Here is a 25592-nt window from a genome sequence, read left to right on the forward strand (position 1 = left end):
TATGCGCAACCCTGTCGGCGGCCATGTCCCCGTGGCCGGCGGCCTCGCCTCGACCGGCCTGGCCTACGCGCGTGAGCTGGACGCCGAGACCGTCCAGGTGTTCGCGGCCAATCCGCGCGGCTGGGCGACGCCCCCGGGCAATCCGACGCAGGACGAGCTGTTCCGCGCGCGGTGCGCGGCGGAGGGCATCCCGGCGTATGTGCACGCGCCGTATCTGATCAACTTCGGCTCGCACACGGAGGCGACCGCCGAGAAGTCGGTGGAGTCCCTGCGGCACAGCCTGCGCAGGGGCCGGGAGATCGGCGCGCTGGGTGTGGTCGTGCATACGGGCTCGGCGACCGGCGGACGGCCGCGCGCCGTGGCGCTCGCGCAGGTACGGGAGCTGATGCTGCCGCTTCTCGACGAGCTGACCCATGACGACGATCCGTTCCTGCTGCTGGAGTCGACGGCGGGACAGGGCTTCTCGCTCTGCTCGCGGACCTGGGACTTCGGCCCGTACTTCGAGGCGCTCGACGCCCACCCCAAGCTGGGCATCTGTCTGGACACCTGCCATATCTTCGCGGCCGGGCACGATCTGTCGGGACCGCACGGGATGCGGCAGACGCTGGATCTGCTGGTGGAGACGGTCGGTGAGGGGCGGCTCAAGCTGATCCACGCCAATGACTCCAAGGAGGTGGCGGGCGCGCACAAGGACCGTCACGAGAACATCGGCGCGGGACACATCGGCGAGGAGCCGTTCCGGGAGCTGTTCTCGCATCCGGCGACCGAGAACGTTCCGCTGGTGATCGAGACTCCGGGCGGCAAGGAGGGGCACGCGGCGGATGTGGCGCGGCTGAAGAAGCTGCGCGACGGCTGACGCGGGGGCCCGTCCCTACAGCTCCGGGCCGTCTCCCGGGAGCTCCTGGTAGGAGTAGCGCTGCTCGGCCCAGGGGTCGCCGACGTTGTGATAGCCGCGCTCCTCCCAGAAACCACGGCGGTCGGCGGTCATGTACTCGACGCCCCGGACCCACTTGGGCCCCTTCCAGGCGTACAGATGCGGTACGACGAGACGCACGGGGAAGCCGTGCTCGGCGGTGAGGAGTTCGCCGTCCTTGTGGGTGGCGAATATCGTCCGGTCCGAGAGGAAGTCGGCGAGCCGCAGATTGGAGCTGAAGCCGTACTCGGCCCAGACCATGACATGGGTGACGCTCGGCGCCGGCGGTGCGAGTTCCACGACCGTACGCGCCGGGACCCCGCCCCATTCGGCCCCCACCATGCTGAACTTCGTGACGCAGTGCAGATCGCCCACGACCGTGGAGAACGGCAGTGCCGAGAACTCCTCGTGATTCCAGCAGTGCTTGTCGCCGTCGGCGGTGGCTCCGAAGACCCGGAACTCCCAGCGTTCCTGCCGGAATTTCGGTACGGGCCCGTAATGGGTCACCGGCCAGCCGCGCTGCAGACGCTGGCCCGGTGGTAGCTCGGACTGTTCCGGCTCTTGACGTTCCCGGCTTTCCGGCTGACCCATGCCTTCCATGGTGACAGACCGCGAGGGGTGGTCATGACCAGGTTCGGAATCAATCGGGCAACCCATGCTAAGTGTGGACTTACTGGACGGCCCCCGGTGACGGTGCGAGGATGCGCGCATTCTGCCCCCGCCACATGCCTGGAAGGAGCCTCTGCGATGCAGGGCGACCCCGAGGTCATCGAATTCCTCAATGAGCAGCTGACCGCCGAACTGACCGCCATCAATCAATACTTCCTGCACAGCAAAATGCAGGAGAACAACGGGTGGTACAAGCTCGCGAAATACACCCGGGCCGAGTCGTTCGACGAGATGAGGCACGCCGAGCTGCTCACCGACCGGCTGCTCTTTCTGGAGGGGCTGCCGAACTACCAGCGGCTTTTCCATGTGCGGGTCGGGCAGACGGTGACCGAGATGTTCCGGGCGGACCTGGAAATCGAGGTCGAGGCCGTCGACCGGCTGAAACGCGGAATCGAAGTCATGCGGAACAAGGCCGATCACACCTCGAAGCGGATCTTCGAATCGATCCTCAAGGACGAGGAGCACCACATCGACTATCTCGAAACCCAGCTGGAGCTGATCGAGAAGCTCGGTGAGCCGCTCTATATCTCCCAGCAGATCGAGCAGCCCGACAGCTAGGCCCTGTCGCCCGGGTCAGGCGGCGTTCCGCAGCGCGGGCGGGGCCGTGCTCTCCGACACGTCGAGTTCCACGAGCGCGGGAGCGCCCTGGTCGAGCAGGTCGCGGCGGGGGCAGCCGCCTCGGCCGAGAAGGGACTGGATACGGCGTACGCACGATCCGCAGTCGGTGCCGGCCTTGCTGACCGACGCGATCTGGCGGGGGGTGCACGCCCCGGCGGCCGCGTGTTCCTTCACCTGTGTTTCGGTGATGCCGAAGCACGAGCAGACGTACACGCGGTTCACCTCCCGGAGGGGTCGCTGGTTCGGGCCACCCCCGGATTCGAGGTGAGGCTAACCTAACCTTACCTGCCACCTCCGCCACGCAAAAGCCCGGGAAACACCGATGGGGCACGGATCACATCGATCCGTGCCCCTTCGTGGCGTTCCGGCCCGCGGCGTTCCTACTGGTCGCGGTACATCTCGGCGACCAGGAAGGCCAGGTCGAGCGACTGGCTGCGATTGAGCCGCGGGTCGCAGGCCGTCTCGTAGCGCTGGTGCAGATCGTCGACGAAGATCTCGTCGCCGCCGCCCACGCACTCGGTGACATCGTCGCCGGTCAGCTCCACATGGATACCGCCCGGGTGGGTGCCGAGGCCCTTGTGGACCTCGAAGAAGCCCTTGACCTCGTCGAGCACATCGTCGAAGCGGCGGGTCTTGTGGCCGGAGGCCGCCTCGAAGGTGTTGCCGTGCATCGGGTCGGTCACCCACGCCACCGTGGCGCCGGAGGCCGTGACCTTCTCGACCAGCTCGGGGAGCTTGTCCCTGACCTTGTCGGCGCCCATCCGGACGATGAAGGTCAGCCGGCCGGGCTCGCGGTCGGGGTCGAGCCGGTCGATGTAGGTGAGCGCCTCGTCGACCGTCGTCGTCGGACCGAGCTTGATCCCGATCGGGTTGTTGATCTTCGAGGCGAACTCGATGTGCGCGCCGTCCAGCTGGCGGGTGCGCTCACCGATCCAGACCATATGGCCGGAGACGTCGTACAGCCGGCCGGTACGGGAGTCGATCCTGGTCAGCGCCGACTCGTAGTCCAGCAGCAGCGCCTCGTGCGAGGAGAAGAACTCGACCGTGCGGAACTCCGCCGGGTCGGTGCCCGCGGCCTTCATGAAGTTCAGCGCGTTGTCGATCTCGCGGGCGAGCTGCTCGTAACGCTGGCCCGACGGGGACGACTTCACGAAGTCCTGGTTCCAGGCGTGGACCTGGCGCAGATCGGCGTAGCCGCCGGTGGTGAAGGCGCGGACCAGATTGAGCGTGGCGGCGGACGCGTGGTACATCCGCTTGAGCCGCTCGGGGTCCGGGATCCGGGCTTTCTCGTTGAAGTCGAAACCGTTGACGGAGTCGCCGCGGTATGTCGGCAGTGTCACGCCGTCGCGGGTCTCGGTGCCCTTGGAGCGCGGCTTCGAGTACTGCCCGGCGATCCGGCCGACCTTCACCACCGGCACGGAGGCCGCGTAGGTGAGGACGGCGCCCATCTGGAGAAGCGTCTTCAGCTTGTTGCGGATGTGATCCGCGGAGACGGCGTCGAACGCCTCGGCGCAGTCGCCGCCCTGGAGCAGGAACGCCTCGCCCTTGGCGACGGCTCCCATCCGGGCGCGCAGCTGGTCGCACTCGCCGGCGAAGACGAGCGGAGGATAGGTCCCCAGCTCGGCCACGACCTCGCGCAGGGCTTCCTGGTCCGGATACTCCGGCTGCTGGGCAGCGGGAAGATCTTGCCAGGAGGGCACATGGGCGGCGGGGTTCTCAGCATTCACTGTCACGCGCTCCAGATTACGTGGTCGCGCGCCGTGGTACAGGCGGCGCTCACAGTATGGAACGCGAGGCTCGTGGGGCGGATGCGCTAGGGTTCCGGCCATGTTCGCGCATTCCCAGCAGACCTGGTGGTGGACCGCTCGCTCGGCGGCCCACTGATTCACGCGCGCACCACGAATCGCGAAGGCCGCCCGAGGGGCGGCCTTCGGTGTTTTCCGGGTCCGGGGTTCGGACCGGAGAAGCGGGCCGTTCCTCCCCCTCCACTCGGAAGGAACACCGCAGATGACCGACGGAACACCCCGGACGCTGGTCGCCCGGCTCCTGGACGACGACTGCCCGCCCTTCGCCCTGCTCCGCCGCCGCACACCCGGCCGGGACCACGACGTCGTGGAGCTGCTGATCGGAGCCGTACACGAAGCCGACCGGCTGGCCGAGCTGCCGGACGGTGCCACGGGGCCCTCGCTCGCGCTGGTGCCGTTCCGGCAGATCAGGGAGCGCGGCTTCGACGTACGGGACGACGGGACCCCGCTGGCCGTGCTGGTCGCGGACGAGACCTACGAACTGCCGCTCGCGGAGCTCCTCGCCCGGCTGCCCGCCCATGACGTACGGGTCGAGGACGGCGCGTTCGACATCGACGACGAGTCGTACGCGGAGATCGTACGGCGGGTGATCGAGGACGAGATCGGACAGGGCGAGGGCGCGAACTTCGTCATCCGGCGGACCTTCGAGGGCCGTGTCCCCGGTTTCGGGCGGGCCGACGCGCTCGCCCTCTTCCGGCGGCTGCTCACCGGTGAGCGCGGCGCGTACTGGACGTTCCTCGTCCACACCGGCGAACGCACCCTGGTCGGCGCCAGCCCCGAGGTCCATGTCCGGATGAGCGGCGGGACCGTCGTGATGAATCCGATCAGCGGGACCTTCCGCTATCCGCCGCAGGGCCCGTCCCCGGAAGCGCTGCTGGAGTTCCTCGGCGACCGCAAGGAGACGGAGGAACTCTCCATGGTCGTCGACGAGGAGCTGAAGATGATGTGCGCCGTCGGCGACCGGGGCGGGGTGGTGATCGGCCCCCGGCTCAAGGAGATGGCCCATCTCGCGCACACCGAGTACGAGTTGCGCGGCCGGTCGTCGCTCGATGTGCGCGAGGTGCTGAGGGAGACGATGTTCGCGGCGACGGTCACCGGCTCGCCGGTGCAGAACGCCTGCCGGGTCATCGAACGCCATGAGGCCGGCGGGCGCGGCTACTACGGCGGCGCGCTCGCGCTCATCGGGCGGGACGCCGGCGGGGCGCGGACGCTCGACTCCCCCATCCTGATCCGTACCGCCGACATCGACCGCGACGGCGGGCTGCGGGTACCGGTCGGGGCGACGCTCGTACGGCATTCGCGCCCGGAGAGCGAGATCGCCGAGACCCACGCCAAGGCGGCGGGGGTGCTCGCGGCCCTCGGCGTACGGCCGGGCCGGCCGCGCGAGGAGTCCGCGCGCCCGCGGCTCGCCGACGACCCGAGGGTGCGGGCCGCACTGGACGCGCGGCGCGCGGATCTCGCGCCGTTCTGGCTGAGGATGCGGGCCGCGTCCGCGACGCTCACCGGGCACGCGCTGGTCATCGACGGCGAGGACACCTTCACCGCGATGCTGGCGTATGTGCTGCGCTCGTCCGGTCTGACGGTGACGGTGCGCCGCTACGACGAGCCGGGGCTGCGCGCGGATGTGCTCGCGCACGAGGGGCCCGTGGTGCTGGGGCCGGGACCGGGTGATCCGGGGGACAGGACGGATCCCAAGATGCGTTCGCTGCGCGGGCTGGCGGCCGGCCTGATCCGGGAGCGGCGGAACGGGCTGCTCGGGGTCTGTCTCGGGCATGAGCTGATCGCGGCCGAGCTGGGCCTGGAGACCGTACGCAAGAGCGTCCCGTATCAGGGCGCGCAGACCCGGATCGACCTGTTCGGCCGGGCGGAGACCGTCGGCTTCTACAACAGCTTCACCGCGCGGTGCGACGACGCGGCGGCGCGGGAGCTGGCGGCGCACGGGGTGGAGGTGAGCCGGGACGCGGCGAGCGGGGAGGTGTACGCGCTGAGGGGCGGTGGTTTCGCCTCGGTGCAGTTCCATCCGGAGTCGGTGCTGACGCTGAACGGTCCGGAAGTGCTGGCGGGGCTGCTCGCGGGGGCGATGGCCGTCGGGCGGGGCGTCGTCGACGTGGGGTGAGGTGTGAGGGGGGCCGTGGCCGCGGTGGGCTGCGGACCACGGCCCCCGGAGGCGAACGGAGATCAGCCGAAGAAGACGCCGGCCTCTTCGTACAGCTCCGGCCGCACCGTCTTGAGCTGGGCCGTGGCCTCGGAGATAGGGACGCGGACGATGTCCGTGCCGCGCAGGGCGACCATCTTGCCGTAGTCGCCGTCGCGTACCGCCTCGATCGCGTGCAGACCGAAGCGGGTGGCCAGCCAGCGGTCGAAGGCGCTCGGGGTGCCGCCCCGTTGTATGTGGCCGAGCACCGTCGTCCTGGCCTCCTTGCCGGTGCGCCGCTCGATCTCCTTGGCCAGCCATTCGCCGACGCCCGACAGCCGGACATGGCCGAAGGAGTCCAGCGTGCCGTCCTTGAGGACCAGATCGCCGTCCTTCGGCATCGCGCCCTCCGCGACGACGACGATCGGGGCGTACGAGGCCTTGAACCGGGAGGTGACCCAGGCGCAGACCTGGTCGACGTCGAAGCGCTGCTCCGGTATCAGGATGACGTTCGCGCCGCCGGCCAGGCCCGAGTGCAGGGCGATCCAGCCCGCGTGACGGCCCATCACCTCGCAGACCAGGACACGCATATGGGATTCGGCGGTGGTGTGCAGCCGGTCGATGGCCTCGGTGGCGATACCGACCGCGGTGTCGAAGCCGAAGGTGTAGTCCGTGGCCGAGAGGTCGTTGTCGATCGTCTTGGGTACGCCGACGCAGGGGATGCCATGAGCGTCGGAGAGCTGGGCCGCCACCCCGAGCGTGTCCTCGCCGCCGATCACTATCAGCGCGTCGACATGGTGCGCGGCCAGCGTCTCCCTGATACGGCGGACGCCGTCCTCGACCTTGAGGGGGTTGGTGCGTGAGGAGCCGAGGATGGTGCCGCCGCGGGGCAGGATGCCACGCACCACGGGGATGTCGAGCCGTAGGGTGTCGTCGTCCAGCGGTCCTCGCCAGCCGTCCCTGAACCCCGTGAATTCGTAGCCGTATTCCTGGACACCCTTGCGTACGATGCCGCGGATGACCGCGTTGAGCCCGGGACAGTCGCCGCCCCCGGTCAGTACTCCGACGCGCATGGAAAACACTCCCCTTCGCCATCGATCGGGTACCCGGGCCACAGGAAGGGTGACTCAGGTCACTCCGGCATGGTGCGCAGGGTCAATTGCGTTACACCAGAGGGCGGATGGAGGCTTGTGGAGGGATTCTCCGGGGGCGGGCCGCTCAGATGTCGTCGAGACCGCGTTCGATGGCGTAGCGCACCAGCTCGACGCGGTTGTGGAGCTGGAGCTTGCCGAGGGTGTTCTGCACATGGTTCTGCACGGTGCGGTGCGAGATGACCAGGCGTTCGGCGATCTGTTTGTACGAGAGGCCCTTGGCGACCAGCCGCAGCACTTCGGTCTCGCGCTCGGTCAGTTCGGGCGCCTTGGGCTCGTCGGGGGCGGCGGGCGCGGGCTCGGAGGCGAGTCTGCGGTACTCCCCCAGCACCAGGCCCGCGAGGCCCGGGGTGAAGACCGGGTCGCCGACGGCGGTGCGGTGTACGGCGTCGATCAGGTCTTCCGTACGGGCCGACTTGAGCAGATAGCCGGTGGCGCCGGACTTCACCGCCTCCAGGACATCGGCGTGCTCACCGCTGGCGGAGAGCACCAGGACGCGGAGTCCTGGATGGGAGCCGACCAACTCCTTGCAGACCTGAACGCCCGGCATACCGGGCAGATTGAGATCGAGGACGAGCACCCGCGGGGTGGTGGCCTTCGCGCGGCGCACCGCCTGCGGGCCGTCCTCGGCGGTCGCGACCACCTCGAAGCCGGCCGCCTCCAGATCGCGGGCGACGGCGTCACGCCACATCGGATGGTCGTCGACCACCATCACCCTGATCGGGTCGGTCTGTTCACTCATCTCCGCGTCTCTCCCCGTGGAACCTTCAACTCGACTTCCGTGCCCTGTCCCGGCACCGAGATCAGCTCGGCCGTGCCGCCCAGATCCCGCAGCCGGCCACGGATCGAGAGGGCGACGCCGAGCCGGCCCTCCCCCTCGGCCTGGGCGAGCCGGCCCTCCGGGATGCCGGGGCCGTCGTCCCGTACGGTCACGATCACTTCGTCCGGCCACTCCTCGACCAGGATCCAGGCATGGGCGTCGGTGCCCGCGTGTCCACGGACATTGTCCAGGGCGGCACTGACAGCCGCCGCCAGTTCCTTGGCGGCGGCCGACGGCAGCAGTACCGGAGCGCCCGGTTCCGAGAAGGTGATCCGTGAACCGGCGTACGGCGCGAGGAGCGTGCGCAGGTCGCACGGCTCGTCGTCCTCCCCTGCCGTACGGACCACCGTGTCCTGAGCCGCGCGGGAGGCGGGCACGAGGCCGCTGGAGACCAGGGTGCGCAGGGCGATCTCCTGTTCCCCCGCCAGCCGGCCCAGTTCGGCGGCCTCACCGCCCAGCGCCGTACCGCGCCGCTGCACCATCGCGAGCACCTGTAGGACGCTGTCGTGGATGTCACGGGCCAGCCGCTCGCGCTCGCGGGTCGCGGCCTCGATCTCCAGGGCGCGGGCGAGGGTGCGTTCGGAGGCGCGGGCCACCTCGACGACGTAGCCGATGGCGATGGAGGCGACCCACACGAGCAGGACATTGTGGAGGGTGTCCCGGCTGGGGTGCGCACGCTCGACGAGGTTGGCGACGGCGACGACGGAGGAGGCGACCGCGGCCCAGCGCCAGCCGCCCTTGATGGCGAAGGCGAGGACCGCGCCCGCGGCCCATATCGACGGCAGGGTGGGGCCGTCGACCCGCTGGGCGTGGGTGTCGGCGAGCGGCGTGAGCAGGATGCCGGTGACCGCGACGGTCAGATCGGCGACCAGGAAGCGCTTGGTGCAGCTGGCGGCGTTCGCCACTCTGGGCAGCGTGGCGAGCGTCCATACGGCCAGGAACGCGAGGAAACAGGCGGCGATCCAGGGGCGTTCGAAGCGTTCGCGCTGGAAGAGGAAGATCAGGACCGCGTAGACCATGGTCAGCACGCGGTACGCGGTCAGCGCACGCCACAGCGGCTGCTCCACGGACATCCGTATGACACGCTCGCGCCTGGCCACTCGCCCCCCTGTTCGTTCCTCAGCGGCCCGTTCGCCTCCGGCCGCCCCCGGCCGGTACGGCTCACTCCCCGCCGGTACGGCTCACTCCTCGCCGGTGCCCGCCGCCTTCGCCGCTTCGGCGAGTTGGCGTTTGGCCGCCGTCGCGTAGATGTCGACATACTCCTGGCCCGAGAGCTTCATGATCTCGTACATCACCTGGTCGGTGACCGACCGCAGGATGAACCGGTCGCCCTCCATACCCTGATAGCGGGTGAAGTCCAGTGGCTCGCCGATCCTGATCCCCGGGCGCATCAGCTTCGGGACGACCTTGCCGGGCGGCTGGATCTTCTCCGTGTCGATCATGGCGACCGGGATGACCGGCGCACCGGAGGCGAGCGCCACGCGCGCGAGGCCGCCGGGCTTGCCGCGGTACAGACGGCCGTCGGGCGAGCGGGTGCCCTCCGGGTAGATACCGAAGAGTTCACCGTTCGCCAGGACCTTGATGCCGCTCTGGATCGCGGCCTCGCCCGCGCCGCGCGCGCCCGAGCGGTCCACCGGCAGCTGTCCCACGCCCTTGAAGAACGCGGCGGTGAGCTTGCCCTTGACTCCGGGCGAGGTGAAGTACTCGGCCTTGGCGATAAAGGTGACCTTGCGGTCGAGCACCGCCGGGAGGAAGAACGAGTCGGAGAACGAGAGATGGTTGCTCGCGAGGATCGCCGGACCGTCGGCGGGAATGTTCTCCAAGCCCTCCACCCAGGGCCTGAAGGCAAGCTTCAGTGACCCTCCGATGGAGAACTTCATGGCGCCGTAGATCAACTCGAATGCCTCCTGTGTGCTGTCGCACCGACCTTAACCCGTGGGGCCCCCGGGCTCTCCTTCATGGGTGCCCGACGGATCTGGTCGGTGTCGGTCCGGTCGCGTACGGTGAAGTACAGTTTCCGATCCTCACGAACAGGAGTACCCGGTGCCGGTCCTTCCTGGAGCCGAGCCGTACCGCCATGAGGGCGGTGAGGTCGGTGTCCTTCTCTGTCACGGATTCACCGGTTCCCCACAGTCGCTGCGCCCCTGGGCCGGATATCTGGCCGAGCGCGGGCTGACCGTATCGCTGCCGCTGCTCCCCGGGCACGGCACTCGCTGGCAGGACATGCAGGTCACCGGCTGGCAGGACTGGTACGCGGAGGTGGACCGGGCGCTGCGGGAGCTGCTGGAGCGGTGTGCCCAGGTCTTCGTCGTCGGGCTGTCGATGGGCGGGGCGCTGGCGCTGCGGCTGGCGGCCAAGCACGGCTCGGAGGTCAGCGGGGTCGTGGTGGTCAACCCCGGGATCAAGGTGCATGGAGCGGCGGCGTACGCGCTGCCGGTGATCCGTCATCTGGTTCCCACGACCAAGGGCCTGACGAGCGATATCGCCAAGGAAGGTGCGCGGGAGCTGGGTTACGACCGGGTGCCGCTGCACGCCGCGTACTCGCTGCGGAACTTCTTCCGGCTGGTGGACACGGCGCTGCCGCAGGTCACCCAGCCGTTGCTGCTGCTGCACAGCCCCCAGGACCATGTGGTGCCGCCCGCCGACTCGGCCAGGATCCTGTCCCGGGTCTCGTCGGTGGATGTCCGTGAGGTCTTGCTGGAACAGAGCTACCACGTGGCGACGTTGGACTATGACGCGGAGCGGATTTTCGAGGAGAGTCACGCGTTCATCGGCCGGCTCGCTCCGAGTGTCGGGAAGAAGGGGAGCACCACCGGTGGCTGAGCATGACGCGGACCGCGAGCCGCAGCCGATCGACGAGGACGCGGCCTGGGCGGCGATCGTGGCCGGGTACGGCGAGGAGCCGGCGGATCCGCCGGGCGCCAAGCCGTTCAAGTCGGTGGGCGATCAGGCCCTGCTGGAGAGCGAACGGAACAGTACGGCCCCCGAGGCCGGGCCGGCGGCGGGAGCCGCGGGTGCGGCGGAGGCCCCGGCTCCGGACAAGACGCTGAGCAAGCCCCCCGAGAAGAAGCCGGAGCAGAAGCCGGAGCAGAGGCCGGAGCAGAAGGCCGATAAGGAACCGGATCCGGACGCCGAGGACGGGACGCCCCGGCTGGGCGGTTCGGTGGTCTTCGCGCCCGGCGTCGGCGGGCCGCGCGACTACCAGCTGGCCGAGCCCCGGGAGGAGGACCTCGACGAGAGCGACGAGGGCCATTTCGTCCCGCCGGAGCCGCCGCCGCTGCCGGAGTCCGACACGACGGCCAGATTCGCCTGGCTCGGGGTGATCGGCGGTCCGGTGCTGATGCTGGTCGCCGTGTTGCTGCGGTGGGACATGACGTGGTGGCTGACCACGCTCTGCATCGGCGGCTTCCTGGGCGGTTTCGTCACCTTGGTGGCGCGGATGAAGCCTGATGACGACGAGAGCGACGACCCGGGGCGCGGCGCGGTGGTCTGACGGGACCGGGTTCGACGGGCGGGGCGGATCAGGACGCCGGTACGCGGAGGGCGGCCAGTACCGGAAGGTGATCCGTCGCCGCCCTCAGGTCGGCCCGGTCGAGGCCGGGCAGATCGCGTGGCACCCCGCAGCCGAGCACGTCGATGCCGGGTGTGGCGAAGATCGCGTCAATGCGCCGGCGCGGGTGCTCGGCGGGCGAGGTGTACTCGTCCCCCCAGGGCGCGACGGTCCGGCAGTCCTGGAGTTCCCCGGCGAGCAGCCGGAAACTACGGCCGGTGGGGAGGTCGTTGAGGTCCCCGGCGACGATCGAGTGCGGTACGTCCATGGTCTTGAGCCGGTCGAGCACCATCCCCGCCTGTGCGTGGCGTTCATCGTCCTGGAGGCTCAGATGGCAGCTGAGCAGCCCGATCCTGGCGCCCGCGATCCGTACCACCGCCGTCGCGAATCCCCGTCGGTGCAGACCCGGGGTGAGCGGCAGCAGGATGTCCTCGGTCCGCTCGACCGTGGCGCGCAGCGAGCAGAGCAGCAGCGGTCCCGCCGCGGTGGCGCCGCCGCTCAGCACCACGAGACCGGTGTGCTTCGCCAGCCAGGCCGCGCGCTTGCGCCAGCGGAAGAACCGCGGTGCCTCCTGGACGAAGACCAGATCGGGCGCGCAGGCCCTGATCACCCGGGCCAGCGCCGCGTTGTCGTCGCGCAGGGAACGGATGTTGTAGCTGAGCACCCGGATCACCGCCGAACCATCCGGCTCGGTACGGGAGTCGGGCAGCGTGGGCATCGCCATGCCGCCAAGATATCGGCAGGCCGGACGGCCGTGAGCACCGACACCACCGCCCCGGAGCTGACGGCGCCCGCCGCACCGATGACGCGGTGACGGCGGGCGCGATCGCCTGAGGACTTGTCCGATCAGCCCTGCCTGGCCAGGTCCGCTGCTCCCACGAGCCCTGCCTCGCCGCCCAGTTGGGCCGCGAGCACCTGGGCGTGCGGGCGCCACTCGCCACCGATCAGCCAGCGCCTGAAGGACTTGCGGATCGGGTCGAGGACCAACTCGCCCTCGTCCGAGACCCCGCCGCCGACGATGAACGCGGACGGGTCGAAGAGCGAGGCCAGATCGGCGAGACCGGCACCCGCCCAACGGGCCAGCTCACGGAAGGAGTCGATGGCGACGGGGTCACCGGCGCGGGCCGCCGCGCTGATGTGCCTGCCCTCGATCCCCTCCGGGGTGCCGTCGCCGAGACCGAGCAGCGTCCCGGCGTTCTCCGGCGTCGCGTTGGCGCGCTGCCTGGCGTACCGGACGAGCGCACGCCCTGACGCGTACTGCTCCCAGCAGCCCTGACTGCCGCAACCGCACAGCAGCCCGTCGGGCACGACCCGGATGTGCCCGAACTCGGCGGCCACACCGAAGCGTCCGCGGCGCAGCTTGTTGCCGATGATGATGCCGCCGCCGAGCCCCGTGCCGAGCGTGATGCAGATGACGTCGTCATGGCCCTGCCCGGCACCGAACCTGTACTCGCCCCAGGCCGCGGCGTTGGCGTCGTTCTCCACGACGACCGGCAGTCCGACCCGCTGCTCGACCTTGTCCTTGAGCGGTTCGTGACGCCAGTTGATGTTCGGCGCGAAGAGGACGGTGGCGCGTTTGTCGTCCACGTAACCGGCGGCGCCGATGCCGACGGCCTCGATCTCGTGCCCCTCGCCGGCACCGGAGACCGCGGCGCAGATCGCGTCCACGATGCCTTCGGCGGTCGGCGGAGTGGGTACCTTGTGCGTTTCCAGGATGGTGCCCTCTTCGTCGACCACGCCGGCCGCGATCTTCGTGCCGCCGATGTCGACGCCGATGGTGAGTCCCATGTGTCCCTCAGTTTTCGGTCGAGCCCCGCTAGGGCCAACCGTACCCGAGGGCGGGCCCGGGACCGTCCCCTCCGGCCCTGGCCAGCGCTGTCGGTCCGGTGGTCAGTCCAGGTCGATCCGGCCGTCCGGACCAGGTCCTTCGTCCCTCGGGTCGGTGGGATCGCCCGCCTTCTCCGTCTCCCGTACGGCGCCGGGCGACGGAGGCGTCCCCTGGGTCCAGCGGGCTTCCTGGGACTCGACGGCGGAGCGGTAGGCGGCGAGCAGTTCGTTGCCCGCGGCGGCGAGATGGTCGAAGACTCCGGGGTTGCGCTCGATGACCGGCTCGACGGCCGCCTTGGCCTGGTTGATGAACTGCTGAACGGCGCCCTGCGCGGCCACACCGAACAGCGGGCCTGGCAGCGCGGAGACCTTGTCGGCGACGGCGTCGACCAGCTTGCGCAGTTCCTCGGTGGCGGAGCCTGGCTGCGGTCCGTAGGTGGCGCGGCGGCGCGCCTTCTCGGCCTCCAGGTCCTCGGCGCATGCCGTGGCCCAGGCGTCCGAGTCGGCGGCGGGGCGCTCGGTGGCATCGCTCATGCGGCACTCCTGCGTCAGAGACAGGGTCTTCCGCCAGGGACAGCGGAAGGGTTCGTACCTTCGACGGTACCCGAACGCCGGTACGTCGTTCAGTGTGCGCGCGGCCACAGTGCGGGGTCGGGGGTGAATCTCACGCGCAGCACGCCGTCCTTGAGTGCCGCGCCGGTGACGGTGCAGCGGCGCAGCGCGGACGGCAGCGGCACGATTCGGCGGAACGGGCCGACGGTGAGCAGGAGTTCATCGTCCCTGCGTACCAGCGCGAGTTCGCTCTTGACCGCTCCGGGCAGTGGCAGACACCAGACGAGCAGGTTCTCCTCGGCGAGCCGGTCCTCGACCGGCCAGGGGTCCTCGACGGGGCCTCCGGCGGCGCCCTCAGGCGCGCGGCCGAGGAGGCCGAGATCATCGGGACCGCGCGGGTCCCGCCCCAGATGTGCCACCGGGTGGACGGGCGTCCCGGGCGCCCATTCCTCGTGCCACTCGTCCAGGCACTTGCGCTGCTGGGCGACGAGCGTCGCGAGCCAGGGGTCCGTGGCGTCGCCGGGCAGTATCCGGTTGGGTACGAGCGTGTCGACGCGCAGTCCGTACAGCGCGATCGCGGCGCGGGCGGCGCGCAGGGCCTCGGCCGCCGCGGGCCCCGGCTCGGCGACCAGCCGCAGGGTCGTGGCGGGGTCCGCGATGAGCGACTGGACGGCGGCCAGCTCGTCGTCCCACCGCGCGGCCGTCTCGTACAGCCACTGCGCGGGCATGGGTATCCCGGCGAGCTGGGCCATCACCGGGCGCAGCGCGCGGGCGGCCTGCCGCTCCTGGGGCAGCAGACGGCGCAGATAGCGGCGCAGTTGCTCGGGCAGCGCGAGCAGGGCCAGGGCGTCGCGCAGCGGCGGGAGGTCGACGACGAGGACGTCCCAGTCGCCGGTCGCGGCCCGGCGCAGGGCGTGCAGCAGGGCGGACTGTTCGCTGCCCGGCAGTTCGGTGAGTTCCTCACCGGCCAGCTTGCGGGCTCCGAGCAGGTCCAGCAGGGTGGCGGCCCGCTCCTGGAAGGCGAGGGTCTCCGTACGGAAGTGCGCGCCGGAGTCGACGCGCGCCGCCCACAGGCCGTCCCGTACCGGAGCGGGGGCGTCCGGCGGACCGGCCGGGGTTCCGAGGAGATCGCCGAGCGGGTCGGCGGAGAGCAGCAGGACACGTCCGCCGGGCCGGGCGGCGGCGAGCGCGGTGGCGGCGGCGATGGTCGTACGGCCCGCCCCGCCGGGGCCGGTGACAAGGACCGTACGCATCGGCGTCAGGCTCCGGGGACGGATTCGACGCGCTTCTTGAGACCCGCGAGGGCCCGGTCGATGATGACCTTCTCGGCCTTGCGCTTGATCATCCCGAGCATGGGGATCTTGACGTCGACGGTCAGCCGGTAGGTGACCTCGGTGCCGGAGCCGGCCGGCGCCAGCAGATACGAGCCGTCGAGGGCGCGCAGCATCTGGGACTTCACCAGCGTCCAGCTGACCTCGTTGTCGCCGGTCCAGGTGTAGGCGAGGGTGTGGTCGTCCTTGATCGCTCCGGCGTCCAGCACCAGCCTGACCTGCTCGGCACGGCCCCGGCTGTCGGTGGCCAGTACCTCGGCCTCCTTCACCTCGCCGGTCCACTCGGGGTAGCGGTCGAAGTCGGCGATCACGCCCATGACGTCGGCCGGTGCCGCCTCGATCGTGATGCTCGAACTGGTGTGTTCCGCCATCGCCGTGCTCCTCCGGTGCTGGGGCTGTCCCGGCTTCTGGATATGTGTGGTGCAGGCTATCGCGAGTGCGCCGGTCACCATTCCATGGCCCACGGCCGCCCCGTCGACGCGAAGTGCCCCACGTTCACGCACTCCGTGGCGCCGACGCGCATCCGGCGGGCCAGCGGCTGATGGACATGCCCGAACAGGGAGTACCGCGGCCTCGTACGGCGGATGGCGTCCAGCAGCGCGGTGCTGCCGCGCTCGAAGCGGCGGGCGACCGTGTCGTACGTCAGCTCGGGCACATCCGGCGGAATGTGCGAGCACAGCACATCCACCTCGCCGAGCGCCTCGACCTTGGCCGCGTACTCCTCGTCGGAGATCTCGTACGGGGTGTTCATGGGGGTACGCAGCCCGCCGCCGACGAAGCCGAAGACCCGGCCGCCCAGTTCCACCCGCTCACCGTCCAGCAGGGTGGTGCCCGGCCGCGCGTACTCAGGCCAGAGGCCCGGGATATCGACATTGCCGTAGGTCGCGTACGTCGGGGTGGGGAACGCCGCGAACAGCTCGGCGTACTGGCGCCGCACACCCTGCTCGATCGCGGCCTTCGGGTCGAGCCCGAGCCCCGCCCACAGCTCCCGGCCGAACTCCCGTGCCTCGTCGAAGCGGCGCTCGGTCCTCAGCGCCACGATCCGGTCCGCGTTCTCGACCCCGAAGAGGTCGGGGAAGATACCGCGCGAATGGTCCGCGTAGTCCAGGAAGAGGACGAGGTCACCGAGACAGATCAGGGCGTCGGCGCCGTCGCCCGCCGCCGCGAGATCCCGTCCGTTCCCATGGACATCACTGATCACATTGACTCGCATGCCTCGCATGCCGATCACCCTAGAACCCCGCTTCCACCCTCGGTAGAGGGGCCGGACCTGCGGTTCCTTCCGCGGTGAGCGCGGTGTCGGAGGGGGTGGACTACTCTGCGCGAAGTACCGCACAGCACGTGTGACGCACGGAACATCTGGCCGGGACCCTCTATCGGTACCTCAGTACCGATGGGTAACGTCCGGGCAGTCCAGTTGTGCTCGCCCCGGTGGAGCACCTGCCCGATCTTGGACAGCAGCCGGCGCGCACAAAGCCGTGGCGCCGGCGCCCGATGAGGAGCAGCAGTCTTGCGCGAGTTCAGCCTTCCGGCCCTGTACGAGGTCCCTACGGACGGCAACCTGACGGATCTCATCCGCCGCAATGCCGCGCAACACCCCGATGTCGCGGTCCTCGGCCGCAAGGTGGCCGGCGCCTGGACGGACGTCACCGCCACCCAGTTCCTCGCCGAGGTACGGGCCGCGGCCAAGGGCCTGATCGCGGCGGGCATCCAGCCCGGCGACCGGGTCGCACTGATGTCCCGTACCCGCTTCGAATGGGTACAGCTCGACTTCGCGATCTGGAGCGCCGGCGGGGTCACCGTCCCGGTGTACGAGACCAGCTCGGCCGAGCAGGTGCAGTGGATCCTCGGCGACTCGGGCGCGGTCGCGGCGATCGTGGAGAGTCCGGAGCACACCGCCAGGGTGGAGTCGGTACGGGACGGACTCCCCGGCCTGCGGAACGTCTGGCAGATCGACGACGGCGCGATCGCGGAACTGACCGCCGCCGGCGCCGGGATCACGGACGCGACGGTCGACGAGCGCGCCGCGACCGCGAAGGCCGACGACCCGGCGACCATCGTCTACACCTCGGGCACCACCGGCCGCCCGAAGGGCTGTGTGCTGACGCACCGCAGCTTCTTCGCGGAGTGCGGCAACGCGGTGGAACGCCTCAAACCCCTCTTCCGCACGGGCGAGTGCTCCGTACTGCTCTTCCTTCCCGCCGCGCATGTCTTCGGGCGGCTGGTCGAAGTGGCGGCCGTGATGGCACCGATCAAGCTCGGCTGCCTGCCGGACATCAAGAACCTCACCGACGATCTGGCGACCTTCCGGCCGACGCTGATCCTCGGAGTGCCACGCGTCTTCGAGAAGGTCTACAACTCCGCCCGCGCCAAGGCCCAGGCGGACGGCAAGGGCCGGATCTTCGACAAGGCCGCGCATACCGCGATCGCGTACAGCCGCGCGCTGTCCACCCCCCGGGGCCCGTCCCTCGGCCTGAGGATCCGGCGCACGATCTTCGACAAGCTCGTCTACGGCAAACTCCGCGCCGTCCTCGGCGGACGCGGCGAGTACGCGATCTCGGGCGGCGCGCCGCTGGGCGAGCGGCTCGGCCACTTCTACCGGGGCATCGGCTTCACCGTGCTGGAGGGCTACGGCCTCACCGAATCCTGCGCGGCCACCGCCTTCAACCCGTGGGACCGGCAGAAGATCGGCACGGTCGGCCAGCCCCTGCCGGGCTCGGTCGTCCGGATCGCCGACGACGGCGAGGTCCTGCTCCACGGCGAGCACCTGTTCACGGGCTACTGGAACAACCCCGAGGCGACCGCCGAGGCCCTGGCCGACGGCTGGTTCCACACCGGCGACATCGGCACGCTCGACGAGGACGGCTATCTCGCGATCACCGGCCGCAAGAAGGAGATCCTGGTCACCGCCGGCGGCAAGAACGTCGCCCCGGCCGTGATCGAGGACCGCATCAGGGCGCACGCGCTGATCGCGGAGTGCATGGTCGTCGGCGACGGCCGCCCGTTCGTGGGCGCGCTGATCACCCTGGACGAGGAGTTCCTGACCCGCTGGGCCAGGGACCACGGCAAACCGTCCGACGCGACGCCGGCGACGCTGCGCGAGGACCCGGAGCTGCTGGCGGAGGTGCAGCGGGCGGTGGACGAGGGGAACGCGGCGGTGTCGAAGGCGGAGTCGGTACGGAAGTTCCGGGTGCTGACGCGGCAGTTCACGGAGGAGGCGGGGCATATCACGCCGTCGCTGAAGCTGAAGCGGAATGTGGTGGCGAAGGACTTCGCCGACGAAATCGAAGCGATTTATCGGGGCTAGGGGGGGTTCGTTTCGGCTGGGGCCAGTGGTGCGGTGCGGGTTGTCGCCGGGGTGCGCTCCGGGGCTCGCGCCCGGGACTGCATGATTTACGGCGCGCAGCAGCCGGACGTCTAGATGCGGGCGTTCGCGCGCCACAAATCACGCTCTACGTCCCGGACACGACCCCTGCGCGCCCCCCTTCACCGCCCGCACGGACTGGCGCGGCCGTGCGCGAGGGTGGGCGGGGGAGGCGGCGGCACTCTCCCGCACCCGGCCACCTGCCGGTACCAACCGGATCGGGACCGGTGACCACCGGGGGGAGGGAGCCGGGGTCGTAGGAGGTGCGTGTCCGGACACTAAAGCGTGATTTGTGGCGCACGGACGCCCGAACCAACGACAGGGCAGAGTCGCGCCGTAAATCATGCCGTCCGGACATGTACCTCCGGAGGCCCCGGGCCCCGGCACCACGACCACGCACCCGCAACCCCGCCGGAGGCGCCCCGCGCAGCGCTAAAGCAGTGACCTGAGCCGCGACGCCAGCAAGTCCCAGCGCCACCTCTCCTCCACCCACTCCCGCCCCCGCTCCCCCATCCGCCGCCTCAGCTCCCCGTCCCGCAGCAGCGCCACCACCCGCTCCGCCGTCTCCGCCGACGCCACCGCGCGCGGCCCCCCGCGCACCACCCACCCCGTCTCGCCTTCCAGCACCGCGTCCGGCGCCCCGCCCGAGTCGCCCGCGATCACCGGAAGCCCCGTCGCCGAAGCCTCCAGGTAGACGATGCCCAGGCCCTCGACGTCGAGCCCGCCGCGCCGGGTGCGGCACGGCATCGCGAAGACGTCGCCCGCGCCGTAGTGGGCGGGCAGCTCCGACCAGGGGACCGCGCCGGTGAAACGTACCGAGTCGGCCACCCCCGTGTCGGCCGCCAGCTTCCGCAGCGCCCCCTCGTACGGCCCGCCGCCCACGATCAGCAGCACGGTGTCCGGCACCCTCGCCAGGATCGCGGGCAGTGCGTGGATCAGCGTGTCCTGGCCCTTGCGCGGGACCAGCCGGGAGACGCAGACCACGACGGGCCGGTCGGCGAGGCCGAGCCGTTCGCGGACGGCCCGGCCGCCCGAGCCGGGGTGGAAGGTCTTCTCGTCGACGCCGGGCGGCAGTTGCACCATCCGCGCGGCGGCCTCGGGGGTGAGCGCGGCGGCGATGCGCGAGCGGGTGTACTCACCGAGATAGGTGATCGTGTCCGTGCCCTCGCCGATGCGCCGCAGCAGCTGCCGGGAGGCGGGCAGCTGGGCCCAGCCCGCCTCGTGGCCGTGCGTGGTGGCGACCAGGCGCCGGGCGCCGGCCGCGCGCAGGGCGGGGGCCATCAGGCCGAGCGGGGCCGCCGCGCCGAACCAGACCGACTCGCAGCCGTGCTCGCGCAGCAGCCGGGTGGCTCTGCGGGTGACGCGCGGGGTCGGCAGCAGCATCGTCGTACGGTCGCGTACGACGGTGAACGGCTGCTCCGCGTCGAACGCCGCCATCGCCTCCGCGCCCTCGCGCCCGCGCTTCCAGGTGGAGGCGTAGACGACGAGCCGCTCGGGGTCCAGACGGAGCGCCATGTTGTGCAGGAACGCCTGGATGCCGCCCGGCCTGGGCGGAAAGTCATTGGTCACGATCAATGTCTTGTGCATCGCCGCAGACAGTACCCAACGCACCGGCGGCCCTGCCTCGTGGCTCCCGCACAGCAGCGCCCGGCATCATGACTCCCGCGATCATGTACGAGTCGGACGAGGATGAGGCGGTCATGGCGGGCGCGCACGGCACACGGTTCCCGGTCGCGGTGTGGGTCCTCACCAGGGCGGCGCTGCTGCTCTGCGTCTTCAAGGTCGTCACGCTGCCGGGGCCCGACGTCACCGGCGATGTCGTGGTGATCTACCAGGGCTGGTACGAGGTGCTGAAGACCGGCACCTATCCGCTGGACGATGTGACCTGGCAGTATCCGCCGGCCGCGGCGCTGGCGATCATCTCGCCGGCGGCGCTGCCGTTCCTCGGCTACCCCTCCGCGTTCTTCGTGCTGGCGCTGCTCTGTGACGCGGTGGCCTTCGGGCTGCTGCTGCACGCGGGCCGGCGGACGGGCCGGTCCATGGGGGGCGCGTGGGTGTGGGTGGCGGGGGTGCCGCTGCTGGGTCCTACGGCGTACGCGCGCTACGACCTGATGGTGACGGTGGTGGCGATAGCGGCCCTGCTCGCCGGGGTGCGCCGGCCACGGCTGCTGGGGGCGCTCGCCGGGTTCGGGGCGCTGCTGAAGGTGTGGCCGGTCCTGCTGCTGGTGGGCACCCCGCGCGGCCGGGCCACCCGGCGGTCCTGGGCGACGGCCGCGGTGGTGGCGGCCCTGCTGGTCGTGGTCTGTTCCGCCGCGATGCCCGGGGCGCTGGCGTTCCTCACCTTCCAGCGCGACCGGGGCACCGAGATCGAGTCGCTGGGCGCGATGGTCTTCCAGGTGGCGAGGCATTACGGCTGGAACGGGAGCGTGCTGCTCAACTACGGGTCGGTGGAGTTCGTCGGGCCGTATGTCCCACTGGTCAGCAACGCCGCGCTGGCACTGACCGTACTGTCCTTCGGCTGGCTGCTGGTATGGCGGCTGAGGGCGCGCGGGTTCGGCGGGGGCACGCTGTACGACGCCGCGTTCACCGCCGTACTGCTGTTCACCACCACGAGCCGGGTGATCAGCCCGCAGTACATGCTCTGGCTGGTCGGTCTGGCGGCCGTCTGTCTGACGCTGCGGGCGAGCCGGATGACCCTGCCCGCGTGGCTGGTGGTGGCCGCGACCGCCGTGACGCTGCTCGAATTCCCGCTGCTGTTCTCGCATGTGGTGGCCGGCGACCCGGTGGGCATCCTGCTGCTCGCCCTACGGAACGGGCTGCTGGTCGCGGCGACCCTGACCGCGTGTGTGCGGCTGTGGCGGGACACCGTCCCGGGGCCCCGGCAGCGCGACGGGGACGCGTCGGCGCTCAGGCCAGACGCTGACGAGCAAAGTCGCGCCAACGTGCCGTGAGGTCGTCGGGCGTGGTGGAGAGCACGTCGTGCGCCGCCTTCTCCACCGCTCCCTCGCGCCCCGGGTACGCGCCGACGGCCCGGTAGAAGTCGATCAGCCGCCGCTCGCCCCAGTCCCGGGCGATCAGTTCGCAGGCCAGCCAGCCGCCCTCGTAGGAACGGGCCAGCCGGTCGGCGTCGCCGCCGAAGGCGAAGTCCTCGTCGGACGGCAGCTGTGCGGGCGTCTCCCCGCGGCGGACGGCGCGCTGGAGTTCGGGGGCGATCTCGCCCGCCGTCCGGTCCGTACCCCGGTACGCGACCCAGTCGGCGAAGCCCTCCGAGAGCCACGCCGGAGTGGCGGCCGAGGTGGCGGCGCGGGTCGCGACATGGGTGGTCTCGTGGGTGAGGACGATCCGCTGTCCGTAGGTGCTCAGGTCGCCGTACGCCTCGGGGTTCACCACGATCCGGTCCGCGGGCGCCGCCCCGGGGGAGCCGACCTCGCCGGTGGTGACCGCCGCGATGCCGCGGTATCCGGCCGCCGGCGCCTTCAGGAGCCCGGCCATGGACTCCAGGGAGTCCGGTACGAGCAGGACCACCCGGCGCGCCCACGGGCCCGGCCAGGCGTCGTCCACGGCGGGTACGGCCCGGTCGGCGGCGACCGCGATCCCGCGCAGCCGCGTGTCGGTGGCCTCGCCCGCCCCGACGCCGAGGACGAGGCTGTGGTCGCCGTGTACGGCCCGTACCTCGCCCTGCTGCCAGAGCTGTGGGCCGCCGCCCGCGCCGGGCCGGTCCCCGGTCACGTACCAGCGTCCCCCGCTCTCCTCCAGCGCCAGCGTGCGGGGCGTGGAGACGGGCGCGGTGTCGTAGCCGGCGATCCGGTAGCGCAGTTCGGCCTGGACGGTGGCCCGGTCGCCGGCGCGTTCGATGTCGGTGAGGTGGTACGTCCAGGAGCCGAGCGGCATGTCCGCGAGGTTCTCGAACTCCTCGCGCGCGGTGGCGCGCAGGGTCCGGGCGGAGGGGGCGAGGACGGCGAGATACGCGTCCTCGTCCCGGTCCATCACGGCCGCGGCCCGCCGCTCCAGGGTCCGCCCGATCGCGTCGGTGGCGGTGTCGGGTGCCTTCCCGGGGGCCGTACAGCCCGCCGCCAGCAGCAGCGCGACGAGCCACGGCACGGCCCTATGTCCCCACGCGCCGTGCCGTCCTGCCGCCGTACGCGCCGGACCCGCCACGCCGCCGATCGTACGGGGTGGCCGGCGGACCGGTCCTGATCAGACGCGCGTGACCGACGAGACCGGCATCATGCCGACCGGGTCGTAGCGCACCGAGGCGCCGGGGTAGGGGGCGTGGATCACCTGGCCGTTGCCGACGTACATGCCGATATGGCTCGCGTCGTCGCGGTACGCCACGAGGTCACCGGGGCGCGCGGCGGAGAGCGGGACCTGCCGGCCCGCGTACCGCTGTGCCTGGGAGGTGCGCGGCAGTCCGACGCCCGCCTGCGCGTACGACCACTGGGTGAGTCCCGAACAGTCGAAGCCCGAGGGGCCGTTGGCGCCCCAGACGTAGGGCCGGCCGACCGCGTTCTGGGCGGCCTGTACCGCCGCCGCGGCACGTCCCGAGGCCGGTACGCCGCCGGAGAGCGCGGAGCCGTCGCCGCGGTCGGAGCGGGAGGCCCGGTCGTAGGAGTCGCGGTCGGCGGTGGGCAGCGAGTCGAGCAGCCGCCGTGCCTCGGCGAGTTTGCGTTCGACGGTGCGCTTGTGCCGGGATACGGCGGCCCTGCTGCGCTCCAGCTCGGTGAGGTCGTGGGCGGCTTCCATACGCACCTGTCCCAGCCTCCGCTGGGCCTGCTGGAGTTCTCTCAGGGTGCCGGACTGGCGGGCGCCGACCCGGTCCAGGACGGAGGCCTTGTCGAGATAGCTGTCGGGGTCGGAGGAGAGCAGCAGGGCGAGGGCCGGATCGATGCCGCCCGAGCGGTACTGGGCGCCGGCGAGTGAACCGAGCGCTCCGCGCATCGTGTTGACGCGCTCCTGGCCGCGGGCGGCGCTGTCCTGCGCGTGGTCGACCAGGCCGCGCAGCCGTCCCATCTGCTCGCTCGCCTTGTTGTACAACTCGGTGGCCTTCTCGGCCTGTTCGTACAGCTGGTCCACCTTGGCGCGGGTGGCCTCCGGTGTCTGCTGCGGGTCGGCGCCCGCGGGGGCGGCTCCGAGCGCCGCCGCGGCCGTGGCCGCCGCGGCGGACACTGCGAAGGCGCTGCCGCGGGCGCCGAGGCCCAGACCGGACTGTGAGGGGCGGCGATGGGACACCACAGGAAGCCGCACTTCCTTCCGCTGTACGCACTGACGCAGCCCCTGCCGCCCGACGGGCGGACCGCTGGCCGGAGCTGCGCGCAGCAGACAGTAGCCGTGCGACCACGGAGCGGCCAACGACCGCCCCGCGCACACAAAACGGCGCCCCACCGGAGACCACAAGGTCATCGGTGGGGCGCGGCGTCAGCGTGCGTAGCGGGAATTCGCCCGAATGGGCGGGTGTCAGGAGCCGTCAGGCGATCCGGACCCCGAACTGGAACGGCATGTTGTTGATGGACTCGTAGCGCACGTTGGCACCGGGCTTGGGGGCGTGCAGCACCTGGCCGTTGCCAGCGTAGAAGCCGACGTGGTGCAGGTCGCCGTAGAAGATGACCAGGTCGCCCTGCTTGAGCTGGCTCATCCCGAGGCGCGTACCGGCGTTGGCCTGGGCCTGGGAGGTACGGGGTATGGCGGCGCCGGCCTGCGCGAACGCCCAGGAGGTCAGCCCGGAGCAGTCGAAGGAGCTGGGGCCGCTGGCGCCGTAGACGTACGGGGTGCCGATCTTGCTCTGGGCGGCGGCGAACGCGGCGGCGGCGAGCTGCGAGGAGGACCCGACGTTGCCGAGGTCGGCGCGCGAGGAGGTGCCGCCGTCGCGGCTGGCGCGGGACTCCTCCTCCTGGGCGAGCGCCTGACGCTCCTGCGCGGTCAGCGTGTTGAGCAGCTTCTGCGCCTCGGCGAGCTTCCCGCGGACCTCGTCCTTCTTCTCGCCGAGCTGCTTGCGGGTCTCCGCGAGGTCCTTGACCTTGCCCTGGGCCTCCTGGCGCTGCTGCGCGAGGGTCCGCTGCTTGGACTGGATCTGCTGGAGCGTGTCGGCCTGCTTGGCGCTCACCTGGTCGAGCGTGGACGCCTTCTCCAGGTAGCTGTCCGGGTCCGAGGAGAGGAACAGCTGCACGGCCGGGTCGATGCCGCCGGTGCGGTACTGGGCGCTGGCCATCGAACCGAGGCCGTCGCGCAGGTCGTTCAGCTCGTCCTGGCCGCGGGCGACCTTGTCCTGGAGGGCGTCGACCTGCTTTTCGAGCTTGCCCTGCGCCTCCTTGGCCCCGTTGTACTTCTCGGTGGCCTTCTCCGCGTCCTCGTAGAGCTTGTCGACCTTCTCCTTGACGTCTTCCTTGCTCGGCTTCGGGGCGGCGTTCGCGGCCTGGGCGCTGAGAGCAACGGCAGCGGCGGCGGTAACGGTGAGCACGGTCACACGGGCGCGGCTCGGCTGCTTGGGTCGACGGTGGGACGCCACGGAGGCGAGCTCCTTCTTCCTCAGCCGCCTACCGGGCGTGGGGGACGCGAAGTCCCGGCTTCCTGCGTCCATCCCTCCAGCGAACTGGACTGAACCGGGCTGAACTGCACGAAATCGGCGGTTCCTTCGCTGCCACCCCGGATGGATGATCAACCGCGCGAAGGTTCGAGGCCTGACCTTAGTGACCTTCTTGTGATCACTTCAAATCCTTCCAAGGAAAAACTCAGTCGGGACGCACATAATTTACCGACACCACACAGGCAGTCATGGACATTTGACGCTGCGCTGCGACAACAAGCGATCAATTCGGTCATTGTTCCCATGACTTGACCAGTGCCGCGATCAGGGTGCGATCG

At 70.8% G+C, this 25592-nt stretch carries 24 protein-coding genes; 7 read left to right on the forward strand and 17 right to left on the reverse strand.

Annotated features, from left to right (window positions below; translation table 11 throughout):
* The first annotated feature begins 1 nt into the window (after position 1).
* A complete protein-coding gene (locus AB0M67_RS04245; protein ID WP_365742412.1) occupies positions 2-856 on the forward strand; it encodes a deoxyribonuclease IV in 855 nt (284 codons plus the stop codon).
* Between the two features lie 15 nt (positions 857-871).
* Here the strand turns inward: AB0M67_RS04245 and AB0M67_RS04250 are convergent, their stop codons facing one another.
* Positions 872-1504 (reverse strand): sulfite oxidase-like oxidoreductase, encoded by a 633-nt coding sequence (locus tag AB0M67_RS04250; protein WP_365742414.1) that lies wholly within the window; start codon positions 1502-1504, stop codon positions 872-874.
* 156 nt (positions 1505-1660) lie between these two features.
* Between AB0M67_RS04250 and bfr the strand changes: the two genes are divergently transcribed.
* On the forward strand, positions 1661-2140 hold the full coding sequence (gene bfr / locus AB0M67_RS04255) for a bacterioferritin (RefSeq protein ID WP_365742416.1): 480 nt from the start codon (positions 1661-1663) through the stop codon (positions 2138-2140).
* Between the two features lie 15 nt (positions 2141-2155).
* On the opposite strand, the gene AB0M67_RS04260 is transcribed toward bfr, so the two are convergent.
* Together AB0M67_RS04260 and AB0M67_RS04265 are read right to left on the reverse strand one after the other, a co-directional pair.
* Positions 2156-2422 carry a (2Fe-2S)-binding protein gene (locus AB0M67_RS04260; protein WP_365742418.1) on the reverse strand — a complete coding sequence of 89 codons (267 nt, stop codon included), beginning with the start codon at positions 2420-2422 and terminating at the stop codon, positions 2156-2158.
* A gap of 158 nt (positions 2423-2580) precedes the next feature.
* Complete coding sequence (locus tag AB0M67_RS04265) at positions 2581-3933, reverse strand: class II 3-deoxy-7-phosphoheptulonate synthase (RefSeq protein ID WP_365742420.1); 1353 nt, start codon at positions 3931-3933, stop codon at positions 2581-2583.
* A 274-nt stretch (positions 3934-4207) separates the two neighbouring features.
* Here AB0M67_RS04265 and AB0M67_RS04270 point away from each other — a divergent pair, with 274 nt between their 5' ends.
* A complete protein-coding gene (locus AB0M67_RS04270; RefSeq protein ID WP_365742422.1) occupies positions 4208-6121 on the forward strand; it encodes an anthranilate synthase family protein in 1914 nt (637 codons plus the stop codon).
* A gap of 62 nt (positions 6122-6183) precedes the next feature.
* Here the strand turns inward: AB0M67_RS04270 and AB0M67_RS04275 are convergent, their stop codons facing one another.
* From AB0M67_RS04275 to AB0M67_RS04290, 4 genes are all read right to left on the reverse strand, one after another.
* Entirely contained in the window at positions 6184-7212 is a 1029-nt protein-coding gene (locus AB0M67_RS04275; protein WP_365742424.1) for a 6-phosphofructokinase, read from the reverse strand.
* Between the two features lie 145 nt (positions 7213-7357).
* Positions 7358-8032 carry a response regulator transcription factor gene (locus tag AB0M67_RS04280; RefSeq protein ID WP_365742426.1) on the reverse strand — a complete coding sequence of 225 codons (675 nt, stop codon included), beginning with the start codon at positions 8030-8032 and terminating at the stop codon, positions 7358-7360.
* Positions 8029-9210 (reverse strand): DUF5931 domain-containing protein, encoded by a 1182-nt coding sequence (locus AB0M67_RS04285; protein WP_365742428.1) that lies wholly within the window; start codon positions 9208-9210, stop codon positions 8029-8031. Before AB0M67_RS04285 ends, AB0M67_RS04280 begins: the two co-directional genes overlap by 4 nt.
* An 81-nt stretch (positions 9211-9291) precedes the next feature.
* Positions 9292-10005 (reverse strand): lysophospholipid acyltransferase family protein, encoded by a 714-nt coding sequence (locus AB0M67_RS04290; RefSeq protein ID WP_365742430.1) that lies wholly within the window; start codon positions 10003-10005, stop codon positions 9292-9294.
* 148 nt (positions 10006-10153) lie between these two features.
* Here AB0M67_RS04290 and AB0M67_RS04295 point away from each other — a divergent pair, with 148 nt between their 5' ends.
* Together AB0M67_RS04295 and AB0M67_RS04300 are read left to right on the forward strand one after the other, a co-directional pair.
* Positions 10154-10933 carry an alpha/beta fold hydrolase gene (locus AB0M67_RS04295; protein WP_365742432.1) on the forward strand — a complete coding sequence of 260 codons (780 nt, stop codon included), beginning with the start codon at positions 10154-10156 and terminating at the stop codon, positions 10931-10933.
* Positions 10926-11603 (forward strand): hypothetical protein, encoded by a 678-nt coding sequence (locus tag AB0M67_RS04300; RefSeq protein ID WP_365742434.1) that lies wholly within the window; start codon positions 10926-10928, stop codon positions 11601-11603. Before AB0M67_RS04295 ends, AB0M67_RS04300 begins: the two co-directional genes overlap by 8 nt.
* A 28-nt stretch (positions 11604-11631) precedes the next feature.
* Here AB0M67_RS04300 and AB0M67_RS04305 read toward each other — a convergent pair whose 3' ends face one another.
* The 6 genes from AB0M67_RS04305 to AB0M67_RS04330 form a co-directional block, all read right to left on the reverse strand.
* Positions 11632-12384 carry an endonuclease/exonuclease/phosphatase family protein gene (locus AB0M67_RS04305; protein WP_365742436.1) on the reverse strand — a complete coding sequence of 251 codons (753 nt, stop codon included), beginning with the start codon at positions 12382-12384 and terminating at the stop codon, positions 11632-11634.
* Positions 12385-12506: 122 nt separating this feature from the next.
* Positions 12507-13448: an ROK family glucokinase gene (locus tag AB0M67_RS04310; RefSeq protein ID WP_249950828.1), complete on the reverse strand. Its 942-nt coding sequence runs from the start codon at positions 13446-13448 to the stop codon at positions 12507-12509.
* Between the two features lie 102 nt (positions 13449-13550).
* A complete protein-coding gene (locus tag AB0M67_RS04315; RefSeq protein WP_365742439.1) occupies positions 13551-14021 on the reverse strand; it encodes a DUF5304 domain-containing protein in 471 nt (156 codons plus the stop codon).
* Positions 14022-14110: 89 nt separating this feature from the next.
* Positions 14111-15292, reverse strand: a complete 1182-nt coding sequence (locus AB0M67_RS04320; RefSeq protein WP_365742441.1) for an ArsA-related P-loop ATPase — start codon at positions 15290-15292, stop codon at positions 14111-14113.
* 5 nt (positions 15293-15297) lie between these two features.
* Positions 15298-15741 (reverse strand): SRPBCC family protein, encoded by a 444-nt coding sequence (locus AB0M67_RS04325; protein ID WP_365742443.1) that lies wholly within the window; start codon positions 15739-15741, stop codon positions 15298-15300.
* A gap of 74 nt (positions 15742-15815) precedes the next feature.
* On the reverse strand, positions 15816-16583 hold the full coding sequence (locus AB0M67_RS04330; RefSeq protein WP_365742862.1) for a metallophosphoesterase: 768 nt from the start codon (positions 16581-16583) through the stop codon (positions 15816-15818).
* 297 nt (positions 16584-16880) lie between these two features.
* On the opposite strand from AB0M67_RS04330, the gene AB0M67_RS04335 reads away from it, so the two are divergent.
* Positions 16881-18677, forward strand: a complete 1797-nt coding sequence (locus AB0M67_RS04335; RefSeq protein WP_365742445.1) for an AMP-dependent synthetase/ligase — start codon at positions 16881-16883, stop codon at positions 18675-18677.
* Between the two features lie 489 nt (positions 18678-19166).
* Here the strand turns inward: AB0M67_RS04335 and AB0M67_RS04340 are convergent, their stop codons facing one another.
* Positions 19167-20321: a glycosyltransferase family 4 protein gene (locus tag AB0M67_RS04340; protein ID WP_365742447.1), complete on the reverse strand. Its 1155-nt coding sequence runs from the start codon at positions 20319-20321 to the stop codon at positions 19167-19169.
* Positions 20322-20434: 113 nt separating this feature from the next.
* On the opposite strand from AB0M67_RS04340, the gene AB0M67_RS04345 reads away from it, so the two are divergent.
* On the forward strand, positions 20435-21685 hold the full coding sequence (locus AB0M67_RS04345; RefSeq protein WP_365742864.1) for a glycosyltransferase family 87 protein: 1251 nt from the start codon (positions 20435-20437) through the stop codon (positions 21683-21685).
* Here AB0M67_RS04345 and AB0M67_RS04350 read toward each other — a convergent pair.
* The 3 genes from AB0M67_RS04350 to AB0M67_RS04360 all read right to left on the reverse strand — a co-directional run bounded on the left by AB0M67_RS04350 (position 21642) and on the right by AB0M67_RS04360 (position 25236).
* Positions 21642-22817, reverse strand: a complete 1176-nt coding sequence (locus AB0M67_RS04350) for a hypothetical protein (RefSeq protein ID WP_365742866.1) — start codon at positions 22815-22817, stop codon at positions 21642-21644. The genes AB0M67_RS04345 and AB0M67_RS04350 overlap by 44 nt on opposite strands.
* 114 nt (positions 22818-22931) lie before the next feature.
* Entirely contained in the window at positions 22932-23966 is a 1035-nt protein-coding gene (locus tag AB0M67_RS04355; protein ID WP_365742449.1) for an NlpC/P60 family protein, read from the reverse strand.
* 232 nt (positions 23967-24198) lie between these two features.
* Entirely contained in the window at positions 24199-25236 is a 1038-nt protein-coding gene (locus tag AB0M67_RS04360; protein ID WP_365742451.1) for an NlpC/P60 family protein, read from the reverse strand.
* Positions 25237-25592: the final 356 nt, after the last annotated feature.

Source organism: Streptomyces sp. NPDC051662 (assembly GCF_040681655.1).
GTDB lineage: Bacteria > Actinomycetota > Actinomycetes > Streptomycetales > Streptomycetaceae > Streptomyces.

Bases quoted from the DNA above. Each gene is read 5' to 3' on its own strand.
- AB0M67_RS04245 (WP_365742412.1), top strand. From the start codon at position 2: ATGCGCAACCCTGTCGGCGGCCATGTCCCCGTGGCCGGCGGCCTCGCC.
- AB0M67_RS04250 (WP_365742414.1), bottom strand. From the start codon at position 1,504: ATGGGTCAGCCGGAAAGCCGGGAACGTCAAGAGCCGGAACAGTCCGAG.
- bfr (WP_365742416.1), top strand. From the start codon at position 1,661: ATGCAGGGCGACCCCGAGGTCATCGAATTCCTCAATGAGCAGCTGACC.
- AB0M67_RS04270 (WP_365742422.1), top strand. From the start codon at position 4,208: ATGACCGACGGAACACCCCGGACGCTGGTCGCCCGGCTCCTGGACGAC.
- AB0M67_RS04275 (WP_365742424.1), bottom strand. From the start codon at position 7,212: ATGCGCGTCGGAGTACTGACCGGGGGCGGCGACTGTCCCGGGCTCAAC.
- AB0M67_RS04280 (WP_365742426.1), bottom strand. From the start codon at position 8,032: ATGAGTGAACAGACCGACCCGATCAGGGTGATGGTGGTCGACGACCAT.
- AB0M67_RS04305 (WP_365742436.1), bottom strand. From the start codon at position 12,384: ATGGCGATGCCCACGCTGCCCGACTCCCGTACCGAGCCGGATGGTTCG.
- AB0M67_RS04310 (WP_249950828.1), bottom strand. From the start codon at position 13,448: ATGGGACTCACCATCGGCGTCGACATCGGCGGCACGAAGATCGCGGCC.
- AB0M67_RS04315 (WP_365742439.1), bottom strand. From the start codon at position 14,021: ATGAGCGATGCCACCGAGCGCCCCGCCGCCGACTCGGACGCCTGGGCC.
- AB0M67_RS04320 (WP_365742441.1), bottom strand. From the start codon at position 15,292: ATGCGTACGGTCCTTGTCACCGGCCCCGGCGGGGCGGGCCGTACGACC.
- AB0M67_RS04325 (WP_365742443.1), bottom strand. From the start codon at position 15,741: ATGGCGGAACACACCAGTTCGAGCATCACGATCGAGGCGGCACCGGCC.
- AB0M67_RS04330 (WP_365742862.1), bottom strand. From the start codon at position 16,583: ATGCGAGTCAATGTGATCAGTGATGTCCATGGGAACGGACGGGATCTC.
- AB0M67_RS04340 (WP_365742447.1), bottom strand. From the start codon at position 20,321: ATGCACAAGACATTGATCGTGACCAATGACTTTCCGCCCAGGCCGGGC.
- AB0M67_RS04345 (WP_365742864.1), top strand. From the start codon at position 20,435: ATGGCGGGCGCGCACGGCACACGGTTCCCGGTCGCGGTGTGGGTCCTC.